Source organism: Aneurinibacillus tyrosinisolvens, assembly GCF_001015055.1.
GTDB lineage: Bacteria > Bacillota > Bacilli > Aneurinibacillales > Aneurinibacillaceae > Aneurinibacillus_A > Aneurinibacillus_A tyrosinisolvens.
This window is the reverse complement of the sequence record NZ_BBWZ01000007.1, coordinates 181,937-197,909: the sequence shown is the minus strand read 5'-3', so window position 1 is coordinate 197,909 and position 15,973 is coordinate 181,937. Positions and strand designations below refer to the sequence as shown.

18 protein-coding genes, 1 pseudogene and 1 other annotated feature are annotated in these 15,973 nt (G+C 46.0%); of the genes and pseudogenes, 6 read left to right on the top strand and 13 right to left on the bottom strand.

Features of this window, described 5'->3' with window-relative positions; genetic code table 11:
* The coding region (locus tag MBEAL2_RS32790) for a hypothetical protein (protein WP_236692741.1) at nt 1-242 on the top strand (242 nt) is incomplete at its 5' end.
* Between the two features lie 138 nt (nt 243-380).
* On the opposite strand, the gene MBEAL2_RS09425 is transcribed toward MBEAL2_RS32790, so the two are convergent.
* On the bottom strand, nt 381-1,085 hold the full coding sequence (locus tag MBEAL2_RS09425) for a hypothetical protein (RefSeq protein ID WP_052947617.1): 705 nt from the start codon (nt 1,083-1,085) through the stop codon (nt 381-383).
* A gap of 232 nt (nt 1,086-1,317) precedes the next feature.
* Between MBEAL2_RS09425 and MBEAL2_RS09420 the strand changes: the two are divergent.
* Together MBEAL2_RS09420 and MBEAL2_RS09415 are read left to right on the top strand one after the other, a co-directional pair.
* A pseudogene (locus MBEAL2_RS09420) lies at nt 1,318-1,991 on the top strand (response regulator transcription factor).
* A complete protein-coding gene (locus MBEAL2_RS09415) occupies nt 1,981-3,390 on the top strand; it encodes a sensor histidine kinase (RefSeq protein WP_052947616.1) in 1,410 nt (469 codons plus the stop codon). The pseudogene MBEAL2_RS09420 and the gene MBEAL2_RS09415 overlap by 11 nt, the downstream one beginning before the upstream one ends.
* Before the next feature lie 94 nt (nt 3,391-3,484).
* Here the strand turns inward: MBEAL2_RS09415 and MBEAL2_RS09410 are convergent, their stop codons facing one another.
* Entirely contained in the window at nt 3,485-3,679 is a 195-nt protein-coding gene (locus MBEAL2_RS09410; protein ID WP_047152029.1) for an alpha/beta-type small acid-soluble spore protein, read from the bottom strand.
* A 361-nt stretch (nt 3,680-4,040) separates the two neighbouring features.
* On the opposite strand from MBEAL2_RS09410, the gene MBEAL2_RS09405 reads away from it, so the two are divergent.
* Nucleotides 4,041-4,424 (top strand): hypothetical protein, encoded by a 384-nt coding sequence (locus MBEAL2_RS09405; protein ID WP_152667741.1) that lies wholly within the window; start codon nt 4,041-4,043, stop codon nt 4,422-4,424.
* On the opposite strand, the gene MBEAL2_RS09400 is transcribed toward MBEAL2_RS09405, so the two are convergent.
* The 9 genes from MBEAL2_RS09400 to MBEAL2_RS09365 form a co-directional block, all read right to left on the bottom strand.
* Nucleotides 4,421-4,777, bottom strand: a complete 357-nt coding sequence (locus tag MBEAL2_RS09400; RefSeq protein ID WP_047152028.1) for a sterol carrier protein domain-containing protein — start codon at nt 4,775-4,777, stop codon at nt 4,421-4,423. The two genes, MBEAL2_RS09405 and MBEAL2_RS09400, sit on opposite strands and share 4 nt — an antisense overlap.
* Nucleotides 4,778-4,848: 71 nt before the next feature.
* Nucleotides 4,849-5,040 (bottom strand): hypothetical protein, encoded by a 192-nt coding sequence (locus tag MBEAL2_RS09395; RefSeq protein ID WP_047152027.1) that lies wholly within the window; start codon nt 5,038-5,040, stop codon nt 4,849-4,851.
* Between the two features lie 4 nt (nt 5,041-5,044).
* Nucleotides 5,045-5,212 carry a hypothetical protein gene (locus MBEAL2_RS31715; RefSeq protein WP_161798195.1) on the bottom strand — a complete coding sequence of 56 codons (168 nt, stop codon included), beginning with the start codon at nt 5,210-5,212 and terminating at the stop codon, nt 5,045-5,047.
* A gap of 96 nt (nt 5,213-5,308) precedes the next feature.
* Nucleotides 5,309-5,551, bottom strand: a complete 243-nt coding sequence (locus MBEAL2_RS09390) for a hypothetical protein (RefSeq protein ID WP_047152026.1) — start codon at nt 5,549-5,551, stop codon at nt 5,309-5,311.
* Nucleotides 5,548-6,777, bottom strand: a complete 1,230-nt coding sequence (locus MBEAL2_RS09385) for a Ger(x)C family spore germination protein (protein WP_052947614.1) — start codon at nt 6,775-6,777, stop codon at nt 5,548-5,550. Before MBEAL2_RS09385 ends, MBEAL2_RS09390 begins: the two co-directional genes overlap by 4 nt.
* Before the next feature lies 1 nt (nt 6,778).
* Nucleotides 6,779-8,341 carry a spore germination protein gene (locus MBEAL2_RS09380; protein ID WP_047152025.1) on the bottom strand — a complete coding sequence of 521 codons (1,563 nt, stop codon included), beginning with the start codon at nt 8,339-8,341 and terminating at the stop codon, nt 6,779-6,781.
* A 20-nt stretch (nt 8,342-8,361) separates the two neighbouring features.
* Entirely contained in the window at nt 8,362-9,480 is a 1,119-nt protein-coding gene (locus tag MBEAL2_RS09375; RefSeq protein WP_047152024.1) for a GerAB/ArcD/ProY family transporter, read from the bottom strand.
* A 189-nt stretch (nt 9,481-9,669) separates the two neighbouring features.
* Nucleotides 9,670-10,659 (bottom strand): potassium channel family protein, encoded by a 990-nt coding sequence (locus tag MBEAL2_RS09370; protein WP_047152023.1) that lies wholly within the window; start codon nt 10,657-10,659, stop codon nt 9,670-9,672.
* Nucleotides 10,660-10,662: 3 nt separating this feature from the next.
* Nucleotides 10,663-11,904, bottom strand: coding sequence for a DUF418 domain-containing protein (locus MBEAL2_RS09365; protein ID WP_047152022.1), 1,242 nt, complete (start codon nt 11,902-11,904; stop codon nt 10,663-10,665).
* Between the two features lie 80 nt (nt 11,905-11,984).
* On the opposite strand from MBEAL2_RS09365, the gene MBEAL2_RS09360 reads away from it, so the two are divergent.
* Nucleotides 11,985-12,323 carry a L,D-transpeptidase gene (locus MBEAL2_RS09360; protein WP_047152021.1) on the top strand — a complete coding sequence of 113 codons (339 nt, stop codon included), beginning with the start codon at nt 11,985-11,987 and terminating at the stop codon, nt 12,321-12,323.
* A gap of 12 nt (nt 12,324-12,335) precedes the next feature.
* Here MBEAL2_RS09360 and MBEAL2_RS09355 read toward each other — a convergent pair whose 3' ends face one another.
* Both MBEAL2_RS09355 and MBEAL2_RS09350 read right to left on the bottom strand, forming a co-directional pair.
* On the bottom strand, nt 12,336-13,133 hold the full coding sequence (locus MBEAL2_RS09355; RefSeq protein WP_236692740.1) for a DUF92 domain-containing protein: 798 nt from the start codon (nt 13,131-13,133) through the stop codon (nt 12,336-12,338).
* A 105-nt stretch (nt 13,134-13,238) separates the two neighbouring features.
* Nucleotides 13,239-13,667, bottom strand: coding sequence for a DUF1284 domain-containing protein (locus MBEAL2_RS09350; protein WP_047152020.1), 429 nt, complete (start codon nt 13,665-13,667; stop codon nt 13,239-13,241).
* Between the two features lie 303 nt (nt 13,668-13,970).
* Nucleotides 13,971-14,207, top strand: a binding site (T-box leader).
* A gap of 85 nt (nt 14,208-14,292) precedes the next feature.
* Here MBEAL2_RS09350 and serA point away from each other — a divergent pair.
* Complete coding sequence (gene serA / locus MBEAL2_RS09345; protein ID WP_047152019.1) at nt 14,293-15,876, top strand: phosphoglycerate dehydrogenase; 1,584 nt, start codon at nt 14,293-14,295, stop codon at nt 15,874-15,876.
* The last annotated feature ends 97 nt before the right edge of the window (nt 15,877-15,973 follow it).

The window sequence follows — 15,973 nt, the reverse complement described above, 5'->3', positions numbered from 1 at the left end:
CTTTCATTGTCATCCGCTCGTTTAGCGGCGACTTAACTATCTTATCAAATTACCAGGCACATTGCAATAACTTATTTTTTCCAATTTGTTGTTGCCCTGGTTCTCAACGCTTGTTTCTAATGCCGGAATTACATTATAACAAATTGTTTGCTACAGAATCAATAGCTTATTTTTTCCAATTTGCTATCCGCTTCTTTTTTAACATTCATCCCGAAGCCAGGAATACATCTTACCAGGAATAGAGGATCCATTGCAATATCAAATTATGCCAATTATCTCTGCCCCCCTAACTTACACCATAAGATAAAGACGAAATACTGCCCTTCAAATCAGAAAATCCCACTCGTCAGGGAATGGGATTCGGTATCTGTTTTTAAACATTACTGCAAATTGTTTGATGTGCCGGCAGCTGAACCGTTCTCAGCAGCCGTTGTACTCTTGTCCTTCTTCTCCCACTTCTGCTCAACCATTTTGCTTAGACGCTCTTTTTGCTTCTCAAGCAGCTTGTTAACTAACTCATCTTTACTTATTCCTTTATCCTGTGCGATTTGAACGAGGGTTTTTCCGGATTGCAACTGAGTTAAAACTTCTTCCTTGCTCATTCCTAAAACGGATGCGACCTCCTCAAGGTGTCCTTCCCGGCCTCTGCGCTCTTTCTTAAAACCGAAGCCCCCTTTGTTTTCCACTCGATTTTTAATTTGGCCTTGTAAATTCTTCTTCTTTTCATCTGCCTGAGCCTGGGTTAACTTACCAGCCTGTACAGCTTTGTCAAGCCTTTCAGAAGCTTGCTTTACGAGCAGGTCAATTACCTTTTGTTTTTCCACACCTTGTCCAGCAGCGATATCCGCTAACGACTTACCGCTTTTTATGTTTTGCTGCAGCGTGCCGGCATCCAGCTTTAGTAAAGAGAGCAGCTCCGGATTATTAAATTGCCCTTCATGCTTATGATGGTTAAAAACAGCCTTTTGCGCAGCGGCAGTTGTAGTTGCTGTGGTTGCTGTGGTTGCCGGTGTAGCTGCGAAAACAGAACCCGCCATTGCAGCGATCGCGATGCCAGCGGAAGCAAAAGCAACAATTTTCTTCATAAGTATACACTCCTCAAATTAATTATTTTGCGTTGACTCGCTCTTAGTATGGACAAGGAAAGTGAAAAAACGGTGAAAATTTAGAAGCAGCTTCTTTTTTTTACGGAGTAACAATGTACCTCCCGGAAATCCACCCCTGTCTTTTCACGCAAATTTCATTTAAATCGGTTAAAATACAATAGTAGAAAAGATGGATAAAGAACATGCTTTCCTTACGAAGGAGGACTTGAGTGTGAATATTTTATTGGCCGAAGATGATGTTCGTCTAGGCGAGCTTACTGCCCACCTTTTAAAAAGAAAAGGAGGGTACCAGGTAGAATGGGTTACGCAGGGCGATGATGTATATGAGTATGCGATGGCCTCTCATTATGATGTCCTTATCCTGGACTGGATGCTGCCAGGCGAAGAGGGCGTGCAAATATGTAACCGGCTGCGAAAAGATGGATATACAGGAGCAATTATTATGTTAACGGCAAAAGACGCTGTTCAGGATCGTGTTATAGGGCTGGACGCCGGGGCAGATGATTATTTGGTCAAGCCGTTCGAGGTAGATGAATTGCTTGCAAGGGTACGTGCCGTAGGCGCCGTAACTTTGCCCCGATTCAGGAGCAAGTTGTCCAAATACAAGCTCTCTCTGTGAACCTGACGAATCGGACGGTGTTCAACGGAGGAGAGGAGCTTCAATTAACACCAAGGGAATTTCAACTATTGGATTTGCTCATACGAAACAAAGGACAGGTTCTGTCGCGCGAGATTATTTATGACAGGATTTGGGGATACGATTCGGAAGCATCAATGAAGACGATTGATGCTACGGTTAAATTGCTGCGTAAGAAATTATGTGGCAATGGTCAGGACGACGTCATTCAAAGCGTTCGCGGGGTGGGATATAAACTTGAAGTTTGATTGGTTATCCCACATTCGCGATTGGAAAAAAGACATGTTCGTCCATACACAAAACCGGCTCACCTTTCAATACAGCGTACTCATTACATTTTTTCTTACCCTGTTTATCACCGTTATTTACTTTTTAGTAAACACGACGATTTCTTATGAGCAAAAACAGCAGCTTCAAATCACAGCTGATCAACAGGTGAATGGAATCGCAAACGCTTTAGAAGACGGCACCCTTAGCACGCAAGAGCTGGAGAACTTACATGCAAGCCAGGAAAGCGGAAATCAATTCTTCTACTATGTAGTAAACCCGAATGGAGAGCTTTTGTTTGGCGAAGAGGTCATTCATCCCTTGCAGCCGGAGATTTTACATCTTCTGCAGGGCTGGCTCCCCCAGTTGAATGATATCCGTTACGGAACGGTCATGATTCGCCCGCATGGGCACGGATTTTCCCGCCACGAGGAAAAACACCCGATTGATCTAATGGTGACCGGCCGGGCTCTTTATCAGGGAAACCAATTGGTCGGTGTGTTTTATATAGGGAAAGATATTTCATTTTATAATCAATTAATTCACCAGCTTCTCGTTACATTAGTCACACTGGGGATTTTGTTTTTAGGAATCGCACTTTTGCTTAGCTATTTCATGTCCAAACGAGCGATGGTTCCCATCCGGACGTCTTTTAACCAACAGCGGGAGTTTGCTGCGGATGCCTCCCACGAGCTAAGAACTCCCCTCAGCATTCTCCATTCATCCCTTGATGTTTTGGAAATGGAGGAAAAAGAAAATATCTCGAGCTTTTCCCGGAATGTGTTATCCAATATGAAAGATGAGGTCCGGCGAATGACAAGCCTGGTTGGTGATTTATTGACACTAGCGCGTTCTGATTCCGGGCTGCTCGAACTCCATTATGAAAGTTTCGATTTCATTCCACCGGTGGGACAATTGGTTCAATCCACTCAAACCCTTGCTCATTCAAAGGAAATCCGCCTGCAGCTGCACACTCCCGCAGCGATGGCTGTTTACGGCGATCTCGAGAGGTTAAAACAGCTGCTTTATATCCTGCTCGACAATGCAATTAAGTATACGCCGAATGGAGGGGATGTTACCCTTGCTCTTTCCGCCCATACCTCACAAAAGCAGCCTGCTCTATGTATTACCGTTGAGGATACAGGGATTGGCATCCCGGAAGATGAACAACTCCGCATTTTTGACCGATTTTATAGAGTGGATAAAAACAGGTCCAAGCAGCTTGGCGGGACAGGTCTTGGTTTGGCGATTGCCAAATGGATTGTAGAGGCCCATCATGGAACGATTCACGTTTCCAGCACGCCTGGGAGCGGGAGTACTTTTACCGTTATCCTCCCTATTTTAAAAACAAATTCTAATGATGGAGGCAGAAGCAAATAGCCGCCTATCCCGGGTTTTAATTAGAAACGGAGCAGTTCATCCCTTCGGATAAACTGCTCCTTATCATTAAGTTATTGAATTTTACCGCAGAGGGTTACTGAACAGTTCCACCAAGTTCTGATTCAGCTAATGTGATCATACGCTTTACCATTTCTCCACCAACAGAACCGTTCGCACGGGCAGTTTGATCTGCGCCTAACTGGATACCAAACTCAGTAGCGATTTCGTACTTAAATTGGTTCAACGCCTGGTTAGCTTGAGGGACAAGAAGTTTGTTGCGATTCGGCATTTATTTCACCTCCTTTGCCTTAGAGGGGATTACAAGGGTTCGACCTTGTAATTATATCTTTAGAAAAATGACCGCTTGCTATCCGTGGTAGTTCAAGGAAGAACGTTAAAAACACAGGGCTAAACAATTATGGCCAGCCCTGTAAGAACCGATCGAACCATTTCCACTCCCTCAACAATTTCCTGAATTGAACCGGCAGAAATTGAGCATGCTTTTACTATAATGGAATTTTTCCGGGAGTTTAATCAAATAGATGAAAGAAAACAGTTATTGATCGCCTGTTGTTGCTATGCTATGGTCGTTTGCACTGCCCGGCTTTGGACATGTTTATCTTGGACATTATGTTAGGGCGCTTATTTTCATGATTTGGGAAATTACTGTTAATCAAATGTCTAACTTAAATTGGGCTGTTCATCATTTTCTACGGGGTGAATGGGAACAATCACTGGCAGTTGTAAACTTTCACTGGCTTTTGTATTACCCATCTGTCTTTACTTTTGATTTATTTCTTGCCTATAACAAAGCAAGGGATATTAATTATGAACTTGAACAGCGAGGGATTCCCCGACCCGAAAAGATATCTCATTACCCTGGTTTCTTCTGGGGGTTAATGTTTGGGATGACATGCGGGGCCTCCTGGTGTTTTCTTACGAGCCCTATAGCAAGCGGGCTCGTAGCAGGAGTTATATGTGGAGTTGGCGGCCATGCAATTCAATGGTTCTCAAAGAGAAGGGACGATTTTTAAAAAAACTCAAGGCTATGTACACCAAGCAATAAGGCCGTCAATGTCCGGATATCACACTGGAAATCAGGATTTGTTTCCTCCACTCTTGCCGCCGTTCCATCTTCAATCTTATATACTCCCTTGTTCCATTCAGCGAAGTCATCTTCAACCTGAATCGTAACTGGCTCCGGCTGATGTGCAAAAGGATATTGTTTCAGGAATCCCCCTACATCTACTATTCTTGCCATAAAATACGGAACCATTTCCTGCTGGATTTTTGGGTTATCCACCAGAATCTGGTATTGAAACGCATATTGAGACAACTCCAGGCTCTGTCCCAGGTTTTCCTCGGTTAACCTTCTCCTCTCCAGCATATGGCTTTATCCCCTTCCCTATATAAAAATTTCACGGTTCATAATCCCCTAACTATAGTATAAAAAAGAACCTAGCGTAAAGTTAGGTTCTTTTTGTTTTTTCCGTTTGTCTCTTTTGCCAGAACTGCTTCGGCAGTTTCAGCCGCAAACTCCGCGTCATTCTGGCCGACACGCATCATGTTTTCATTACGTGCCGCATTCGATGTCATATCTAACTCAGCTTTGTTTCTCACTGTTTTGTTTCTCACTGTTTTGTTTTTCATTATTTCACCTTCCTGTTTGAGGGCTTGGCGGGTACGTATCGATATCCCTTCCCTTTTTTGGTGCTGCCCCATTTTCGATTCCGGTTATTCTTTCCCGTGGATTGGCAAGATCCTCGGCTGACATTGTTTGTTCTAGTTGGTTTACACCGTTGTTATCATGTTTCTCTGTCATGTTATCCATCCTTTCTTAAATCCAATTTTCCCTTCGCCTTTTTAGCGTGCGGAGAACGGGCTGCCATTATGCATAGCTCCCAGCCGGCATATGATATTATTCAACGCTCCTGCTTTTTTCCAGCATCTGACCCAGTGGTTTAAAAAGCTTGTTAATTACCTGCGTAGGGCCTGGCAGGTCCGGAAAAAAAACAAGCAGGACAGCAAGCGCCCATCCCATCGCTGTTAAGGTCACAAAAGCCGCTTTCTCCTTTTTCTGATTCCGCTTCATTTTTGGCCATTCATACAAAAAGATAAGAACTACCAGTATGGTTATCCCTACTACTGCCGCCCCTTTCATCTCTTTTTCACCTCTTCTTCCGTCAGGCCCGCCGGTGTAGTAGACATACCAGAACGGACTACATGCACTTTAACATCCATTTTCACGTTCACCTGCGGAAGGACATCCTCCCAATGATCTTTTACTTTCTCCCATTCTTTCGGATATTTGCGGTGAAAAGCATCCGCGAAACCGAAGGCGTCCACATCCATCCCTTCCTTCACCTGTTTAAGGGCTCGGTCGATACGTCGTTTGATGTCTTTTTCTGCATACTTTTCTACTCTTTTCGTGATTTCTGGACTCATAATGTCAAGATCACTTCCATTTTGCAGAATCGTGCCTTCCGCACTGACATTCACAGTGATGTTCCACTTTCTATTCTCGATTTCAGGGATGAGTTTCGTCGCATCCCGAACCGGATTTAACGATATGGTTTCCCCTTTTCTCGGGTTTACTGTAATCGTAGTCTCCTGGGTTTGATTTCTTAACCACAACAATCCCCTTGTTACCTTGTCATCGATTTGGCCAACCATTTTATCCTTCTTGAAAATAGCGGTCCCAGCCATATAGGCAATCGTTTCTTGCTTCTTTTCCCCATGCTTTTGCGGTAAAATTTTGATCAAAGGCAAAAGAGCCCCCCCTGCATCACCTGTTACCATCTGCTCAAAATCTTTTACCGTGACTTTCACACCAATACGCATCTCGATTAGCCTTCGGAGCACTTCTCCCGAGTATCGCTCTAAAGGGGGCTTCAATTCTAAAACATCGGCTGCTTTCCCATGACTGACATACAAATAAGCACGTTCCCGAGGTTCCGGGTGGCGAAGTAAGAAATCAATTTGCTCACGAACGCCTTCTTCTTTGGCCAGCTTCTCACCAATAATATAAGTTTCGCAGTGCCCCCAGAAGATTCTGCGTGGAAATTTTTCCTGGAGCTTTGACGCAGCATCCGCCACATTTTCTCCAATCGCCGATCTCACCAGGACCTGGGGCGTACTCCCACCGCCGCCGCCACCGCCCCCTGCTCCCTGCTGCCCACCGCCTGCGGCCCGAGGAATTAAGACTTGAACAGTAAGTTCGATTTTTTTATCCTTTTTTTTATCAATGGCAGCCCCCAACACAAATGCAGCCTCATTGAGTTCTCTTCTGTCCCAGCAACCGGTAAGCAGGAAGCCAGCCAAAAAATAGAGAAGAACGGTAAATGTTAGTATGATTTTTCGACAATATCCACCCCTTAACGCCTTCACTCTACTGTTCGTCTCCTTTGTTTGGGTCTGGTTTTTGTCCAGCATCCTGTCGGTATAGGTTGACCTCTCCTGTTAAGTGCGGCCGTGTGTTTAACATCCACCACGGAGCTCGAATCACTACATCTTTCAATTCACGATTTTTGATCGGAGCAAGAGGAGTAAGGTATGGAACCCCAAACGAACGCAACGTACATAAGTGGACGACAATCGCAATAACGCTAAACATAATCCCGAGCAACCCCAGTGTTCCAGCAAGCAGCATAATAGGGAAGCGCAGCATCCTTAACGCGATTCCCTGGGCATAGCGCGGCACCAGAAAGGAAGAAATGCCTGTAATCGCAACAACGATGACCATCGGAGCGGAAACAATACCTGCTTGAACGGCCGCTTGCCCGATAACGAGTCCGCCTACAATACTAACGGTAGCCCCAATCTGTTTAGGCAGCCGAACCCCTGCTTCACGCAGCGCTTCAAAAGTAATCTCCATCATAAAGGCTTCTACAAGGGCTGGAAAAGGAACGGTTTCCCGTGAAGATGCCATACTAATGAGCAAGGTTGTCGGCACCATCTCGTGATGGTAAGTAAGGATCGCTACATAGAACGAAGGCAAAAGAATAGAAATCACCATAAAAAAAAAGCGTAACAAGCGGATGGCTGAACTAATCATGTAACGCTGGTAATAGTCTTCCGCCGACTGAAGAAAGGAAAAGAAGCTAACGGGAGCAATTAAGACAAAGGGGGTTCCGTCCACTAAAATCACCACGCGCCCCTCAAGAAGATTCGCAGCGGCTACATCCGGCCTCTCTGTCGTGAGTAGTTGAGGAAAGGGCGAAAAAGGATGGTCTTCAATCATTTCCTCGATATATCCACTTTCCAACACACTGTCGATTTCAATGCGCTGCAACCGGCTTTTGACTTCACTAACGAGCGCCTGATCCGCAAGTCCTTCTATGTAAGCAATAACAACATTCGTATCGGTGTAGCGCCCGATATTCATCGATTGCATTTTAAGGTTAGGGCTTTTGATTTTTCGTCGAAGCAAGGAAGTGTTGACCCCCAAGGTTTCAACAAACCCTTCCCGCGGTCCCCGCACGACGCTTTCCGCTGTTGGTTCTTCAATCGATCGCTTCTCCCATTTGGCTAACCCTACGGCAAGCCCCCGTTCCTCTTGCTGTAATAAAAGCACCGGGTTCCCGATTGAGATGTTTTGTATACAATCCGCAAACGTTTTCACTTCTTTAATCTTTGAAACATGTATCTTTTCTCGCAATATCTCATGCGGGCTGTGAGCTTTTCCTGCTGTTTCTGACATCAGTGGGGCAAGTACAATCTTATTGATTTCCTTGATATCGGATAGACCCTCTATATAAACAAGAATGGCTTTTGTTTTTCCACCAATTAAAAACGTGCGAAAGGATACATCAAAACAGTCCTGATAAATGGAGTGAAGAACCTGGAGATTTTCATTCAGATCTGAGGTAAGCATAATGGGCTGCTTCGTAACCTGCTGTTGTTTATTGGGTTGTTCCTGCTTGTAGAACCATTCTCGAATTTTCCGAAACAACGTGGACGACTCCTTTCTTATTATGATGCTGAATTTTTTGGAATCTCCTTCTTCTGGCGGTTTCTTTTTCGAATTACAGCAATAAGCAGCAGCAACACAGGAATTACAGTTAACATAAATGATGTGTAAAAAGGGAAAGATTTTCCCGAGAATTCAAACTGTTCCTGCAGGTTAGAAAATTCCCATATACTGAACAAAGTCGCTAGAAAACCAAGTGGAACAACGATGGGTCTGTAGTCAGAGAGGTGTAACCATTGGGCAGTTCCTAAAACAAGTGCATAATAAAATACCGATATTTTCATGAATACCCCGAGTACCCAAATCGCGATGATGCCTGCCTCAAGATGTTCAAAAAAAGGACCAAGGCTGATGTATCGAATTGCATTAAACACAGGAAAGGTATTACTGCTTACACTCTTTCCAAACAGGAAAATAGTGAGCAGATTTATGCTGACAAGACTCAACATGACGGCAAACACTGAAATCATACTCCACTTCATCCCCTTTTCGCGATTTATTAAAAAAGGAAACAGCATCGAGATAAGAAAGACTTCACTGAACCAGGCCTGTGGGGCAGCTGCTCCTAAAATCGCTGGCATGATCTCATGCTCCATGATTGGAAACATATTCTTTGGGTCCAGATCCTTAAGAAGGGGGACTACGAATATCGGAATCGGAATAATAAAAGCCAGAATGAATAGCTGAAAAGCTCTTCCCAAAACTTCCACACCGCCATGCACAGCGAGGGCAGAGACCAGAACCATGCCTCCAATGACGACAATCAGTGGGGTTTTTGGCAAAAAAGAAGTGATAATGAAGTCTGCGTACTCTCTCAATATGAAGCCGCTCAAGTATAAAAAAAAGAACAAGTAGGCAAATCCAAGTAGCTTTCCTGGAATCCGTCCAATGATATGTCTGCTGTATTGAATGATCGTTTCCTTCGGATAGAGTTTATGTAACTGATATGCGATAAACGCTGTAAAAAATCCGTTCAAGGAACCCAAAATGGGAGAAATCCACGCATCACGCCCTGCATACTTGCCTGTAATTGTTGGGACGAAGAGGATAGCCGTTGCGTAGATTAGCGGATATATCATAAGCCCCATTTGGAAGGCAGAAATTTTTCCTTTTTCGAGCATCCTTTTTACCTCCTTTACTTTTTCTTCTAGTATCTCCTTTACATAGTAAAAAAACTCTTATTCTCTTATGTTCTTTAAAGTACACAATTCTTTATATTACATTGAAATCTGTTCACCTATAGAGTAAAGAGAAACTTTGCAACAAAAAGAGCCCCTCTCAAAATGTAAAGAGGGGCTCCTGCATACTTTTTACCTCGATGCCTTTTCAAAGTGGACCATCTGTTTTTTTGTGCCAAATACGATCACAACATCTCCCGGCTCCAATGTCTCTTCCGGCCCGGGGTTACTAATAATCATAGCGCCACGTTTAATCGCCACAATCGTTACCCCATACTCTTCGCGGACCCTTGCTTCTTTCAGCATTTTATGTGCGAGGACAGAACTGTCCTGAAATACGATTTCTTCAACGCCATAATCCTCTTCATGGGAATGAAGGATCGTATCGACAAAGTCAACGCTGACGGGCTTAATAATCGACATCGCCATACGCCTGCCGCCGATGCTCGATGGGTTAATTACCTTGTCAGCCCCGGCGCGCAGCAATTTTTCCTCCGATTCATACTTTTCTGCCCGGGCCACAATGTGTATCGTTGGATTCATTCCTTTCGCCGTTAGCGAAATAAACACATTGTCCGCGTCTTCCGGCAGGGTTGCAACGAGCCCGGCGGCCCGTTCAATGCCCGCCTGGTGGAGAGTATAGTCGTCCGTCGCATCCCCTTCTATGTGTAGAAATCCCTTCGCCATCTTTTCGAGCATCGTAACATCCCGGTCCACCACAACTACCGAAATCCCCTCACTGGCGAGCTGGGCGCTCACCTGCTGCCCTACCCGTCCAATCCCACAAACAATAATATGGTTTTCCAGCCGCTTAATTTTACGTTCCATTTTCCTTTTCTCCATTGTTTTCGATAATTTACCTTCAACAACCGATGCGACAAACACACCAAGCGCATACGATACGACACCGATACCGATTGGAATAATGATGAGAGTAAATACCTTCCCCGCAAACGTCCGGGGAACCAGATCCCCGTAGCCGATCGTAAGGACACTAATAACGGTGAGCCACAGCGCGTCAAAAAAATCGATCTTTTCCGTGTAGGCAAATCCCGCCGTTCCGATGAGCAAAATAAGAAGCATGCCGAAAAACGAAAGAACAATCCGACGAAACAAAATCATACGCTACTCCTCGCTCTTCTCTCCCCGCCGTATGGAGGCAGTCTGCTTTCGCAGCGGCGGAGCATGTCCGTAGGTCATTGTGCGCCAAATCCATTCGAGCGGGCCAAACCGGTAATATTTAAGCCAATAATAGCTGAACACCATCTGGAAAACGTAAATGATAAGGCAAAGTACTGAACCTGCGGCAAGGCTCATCCGTGCGAAAAGCCCAAAACCGAAAATGACAGCAAGCGAAAGGCATGTTTGGAAAAGGTAATTCGTAAATGCCATCCGTCCCATATAACCGAGCGGACGAAGCAGCGTTTCCCATTTCTTTTTTTGCAGCAGGAGGAGAAAGGCTGCCATGTAAAAGAACGAAAGGACAATTCCGCTAAGCTGGACAAGAAACTGTTTTAGAATGTACTGATAAGAACCTGCATCAAGCCAGCTTATTTCCAGCAGCAAAAGCACGAAAACAAGCGGAAGGCCAAGCAGAAAGCTGGTCGCCCACACCCGCCGAATCATCCATTCACTCTCTTCAAAGTGGCTAAATATCCTTTTTCGCCCCGCATAAAACCCGAATAAAAACATGGAAAGAATAACCGGAATGAGGAAAGGAAGACCACTAAGTATATCGCCCACTTCATTATGGACGCGGTAAGAAACCCACTGTCTATACGTTGCATTCCTGTACACCTCAATCGCTTCCCTTACCTTACTCTGGCCTATGCTTTGCTGTTCTATCATAATCTGCCCCATGGCAGCAGACGGGATGAGGAATTGCAAAGACAGAAGGCCGAAGTACAGAACGAGAAGGACAAACGCCCAGACAAGAATTGTGTTATTTTCCTGCCTGTAAAACAGCAGCAGGATAAATCCGGTAATCGCGTACGCATGCAAAATATCGCCATACCATAGCAGAACGAGATGAAGCATGCCGAACAGCAGGAGCGCCAGCAGGCGGCGGCACATAAGAACATACACCCTGTGTCCTTTTCTCTCAGCCCGGCTTAAAAAGAGAAAGAAGCCAACACCAAACAAAAAGGAGAAAATCGGGTAAAATTTTGCCTGAACGAACAAATCGAAAAACAGCCGGATCCACCTGTCTATCCCCGTGTAATGCTGCGGCATTGAGTATAGCTGGGCCACCAGTTCAGGCGAATGAAATGTGGGCATATTTACGAGCAAAATTCCGAATAAAGCAAAACCGCGTATGATATCGAGAGAGACGATACGCTCATTCAGCGACACCGGTTCACTTCTCATAACAATTCCTTCTCCTTTTTGAAGAATGATTTTTTCCCAAAAATGAATGCCCCTGAATACGATAGTAACGGGTGAAGAAAATGGCGTATTCTATCATTGTTTCATTAAGTAAGCGGCAGCTATACCTGCTGGATAATGACATTGTCATCCGGGCGTTCCCCGTCGGAATTGGAAAGATTCTTACCGAAACACCGACAGGAACGTACTATATTATCAACAAAGCGCCGAATCCCGGCGGGCCTTTCGGAGTGATGTGGATGGGACTCAGCCGCCCTCACTACGGCATCCACGGCACAAACGCCCCCTGGTCGATTGGCCAGCGTGTTTCAAAAGGCTGTATTCGCATGTACAACGAGGATGTGCTGGATCTGGCAAACACCGTACCCATTGGAACTCCTGTGACGATAAGAGAAAATTAACCGGCCCCGCTTCTAGCCAAAAAGCCAGCCGGCCCAGCCGCCGGCGATGGCGCCCGCCACATTCACCACATCATTCGTGCACCAGTTGTATCCTTTGCTAACGCGCGTCGGTTCACCGCAGTGGAAAGGGCGCTCGGTATGTTTGCGGCATCCTTCACAGTAATACATTCGCTGCCACGTTGCGCCCATGACACTATCCGCGACGCTCCCTACAAGACCGCCTGCCGCGCCCGCCACAATATATCTCATAGATACAGGCTCCTGGATGAACAAAGACAGCATCACGGCGGTAAAGCCAATAAACAATCCACCGCCCAATGAGGCGAGCATTCCCAGCCCGCTGACACCGCCTGATGCTCCCGCTTCTACCTTCTTCCAGGTGAGAATATGGCGCGGCGCCCGCCTGGAAAGGACGCCTATTTCTGTTGCCCACGTATCCCCGCTTACAGCCGCGATCGTTCCAATATAAAAGGCGTACCATGCTGCCTCATCGCCTGTAAGGTATCCGGCGCTGACGGCAACCAATCCGGCTCCGCCGTTTGCCGCCACCTGGAGCCAGTCCCGGCGGCCGCCCTTTGCAAATAAATCCTCCACCTGCTTTTTCTCCTGCTTCTTCCGGTGCGATAGAAAGCTGGAGGAAACAAAGAACGCGATAAGCAGACCGTACCACTTTAAACTCCCAAGCGCATACATCCCTGTTCCGAGCAGGATTGCGGCAGTCAGTCCGCTTGCTGACAGCGAGCGTTTCCAATACGCAAGCCCTGCGATGACGAAGCTGCCGACAAATCCTGCCATTAAATCTATTATCACCCTATCATCGCCTCCCTAGGATATATGAAGCAAAATAAAGCGATACATACAAGGAAACTCCCGCTTGCACGCGGGAGTTTTCCTATATCGTCCAGTCTCTCTATTTTACCAACCCGTGTTCCGGTTTAAACGGTGAATTCCTTCCTTGCAAACACCTGCAGACAGCCATGAACAGTCGGCACATAGAAAATCAAGATCATCCGGCTGTACCATCTGTGCCGTACGGTTGACCAGCCAATCCTTTCGGTAGATAGCATCCTTCTCAAGCCCAAGATGATCAATTACTTTCGTGTCCATGCCCCTCACATGGGCGTCTGAGCCTTCTCCTGCCTCGCATTCCGTCTCACCCTGGTGTGGGCAGGCGGAGCACGCCTCATCAAAGCCGAGTTTCACTTCAATCCAGATATCGCTTTCAGGATCCCGTATTTCTCCTACAATCTCCCCCATTTTCTCTATAAAAGACGGGCTGTATCCCATACCTTGAAAACCGTGTACGCACAGCAAATGATGGCCGCGCAATTGTCGAATGTTCATTTTTCCTGCCCTCTTAATTTAATCATTTTATCGATATCTTTTTACTTTATCATGTTGCCTGCTCCTTTGAACAGATGATTCCTAATTTGCAACCGCATTCATTACTTTCTTAATTTTTTAACAACATTTTGCCGTTAAATCCCTTTACATCCGTAGGGGAAGTTGTTAGAATAAAAATAAAGATTTCAACAAAACACGAACATTAATCAGTCAAACTAAATAATTGTTAAGAATTTACCTGAATCACCTTGACTCTTTCAATAGAACATGGTAAATTATTATCAAACAACAAACGATATTCAAAAAACAGCCATGATGGAGAGAAACGCAGAACGAAATCCCCAGAGAGCCGGTGGCTGCTGTGAACCGGTGATTTCCCTGCTGTTTGAGCGCTCCTGAGCTGTCGGGCCGAACATTGAAGTAGGTTCGAACGGATGCTCCGTTACAAGCGACGGTCATTGTATGACCGGAAGAGGCTGCTGTTGCGAGACAGCGGCGAATAAGGGTGGTACCGCGAAAAAGTAACCTTTCGTCCCTTGCTGCAGGATTGCAGCGAGCACGAGAGGTTTTTTTATTACAAAAAAAGAGTGGAAAAAGGCAAAATTGCCGCGGAGGTGCTGATTGTATGTTTAAAGTATTAGTAAGTGATCCATTAAGCGAATTTGGAATTCAAAAGCTGCTCGACGCTCCCGATGTACAGGTTGATCGCAAGACAGGGCTTTCAGAAGCCGAACTGATTGACATCATTCCTGAATACGATGCCCTGCTCGTGCGCAGCCAGACGAAGGTGACTCCTGCCATTATCGAAGCCGGTACAAAGCTGAAAGCGGTGGGCCGGGCCGGGGTTGGAGTAGATAATATCGACCTGGCGGCAGCAACGAATGCCGGGGTTATCGTCATTAATGCCCCTGACGGAAATACGATTTCGACTGCCGAGCATTCTTTTGCGATGATTATGGCACTGGCACGCCGCATCCCAATGGCTTACAAAAAATTAGTCGAAGGAGAATGGGATCGCAAATCGTTTACCGGCGTTGAATTGAACAACAAAGTGCTCGGGGTTGTGGGTCTTGGCCGAATCGGTGCGGAAGTAGCCAAGCGAGGCAAAGCATTCAATATGAAAGTTGTCGCCTACGATCCGTTCCTTACCCAGGAAAGAGCTGACAAGCTGGGTGTGCAATTCGGCACCCTTGACGATGTAGTGAGGCAGGCAGATTTCATTACCGTCCATACTCCGCTGACAAAAGATACGAAATATATTTTAAATACGAGAGAGTTTGAAAAAATGAAAGACGGTGTGCGCGTTGTCAACTGTGCCCGCGGCGGAATTATCAATGAAAAAGCTCTGTATGAAGCGCTCGTGAGCGGCAAGGTTGCCGGCGCTGCGCTCGATGTTTTTGAGCAGGAGCCACCTGTGGAAAACCCGCTTGTAAACATGCCCCAGGTTATCGTTACGCCGCACCTTGGCGCATCTACTGTGGAGGCGCAGGAGAACGTGGCGATTGATGTATCGGAAGAAATCCTTCATATTTTGCATGACGAGCCGTTTAAAAACGCCGTCAATCTTCCGTCCATTCCTGCCAATGTGCTGGAGAAGGTGCAGCCGTTCTTTAAGCTGAACGAGAAACTGGGCGAACTTATTGCGCAAACCGCTGTAGGCGGCTTAAAAGAAGTTATCGTTACGTATTCCGGGGAATTAACAGACATCGATACCGCTCCCCTCACGCGTACAACGCTAAAGGGAATTCTGTCTCACCATCTAGGAGCGGCCGCTAACTATGTAAATGCGCCCATTCTTGCGAAAAACCGTGACATTCACGTAACCGAACAGAAATCGACCTATAATGGCGGCTTCACAAACCTGGTCACTGTAACGCTTAAAACGAGCCAGGAAGAAAAAACAGTCGCCGGTACATTATTGAACGGGTACGGACCGCGCATTATAAAAATTGACGGCTATTCTATCGATCTCATTCCAAGCGGCCATCTTCTGCTTGTGCACCACACGGACTTACCGGGTGCCATTGGCCGGGTGGGAACAACGCTAGGCAATAACGGTGTCAACATCGCTACGATGCAGGTAGGGCGCCGGGATGTCGGCGGGCATGCCATCATGCTTCTCACTGTCGACAAAGAAGTGAACCCCGATGTTCTTGATTCACTTGGGGAATTAAATGAAATCATGAGCGTTACCCAAATCGAACTGTAAGATAAATAACCGTATAAAATTAGGTAAGCTCGCTCCCTTTCACAAGGGAGCTTTTTTATTGTAAAAAAGACGCGATGAATAAACAGAGAACAAGAAG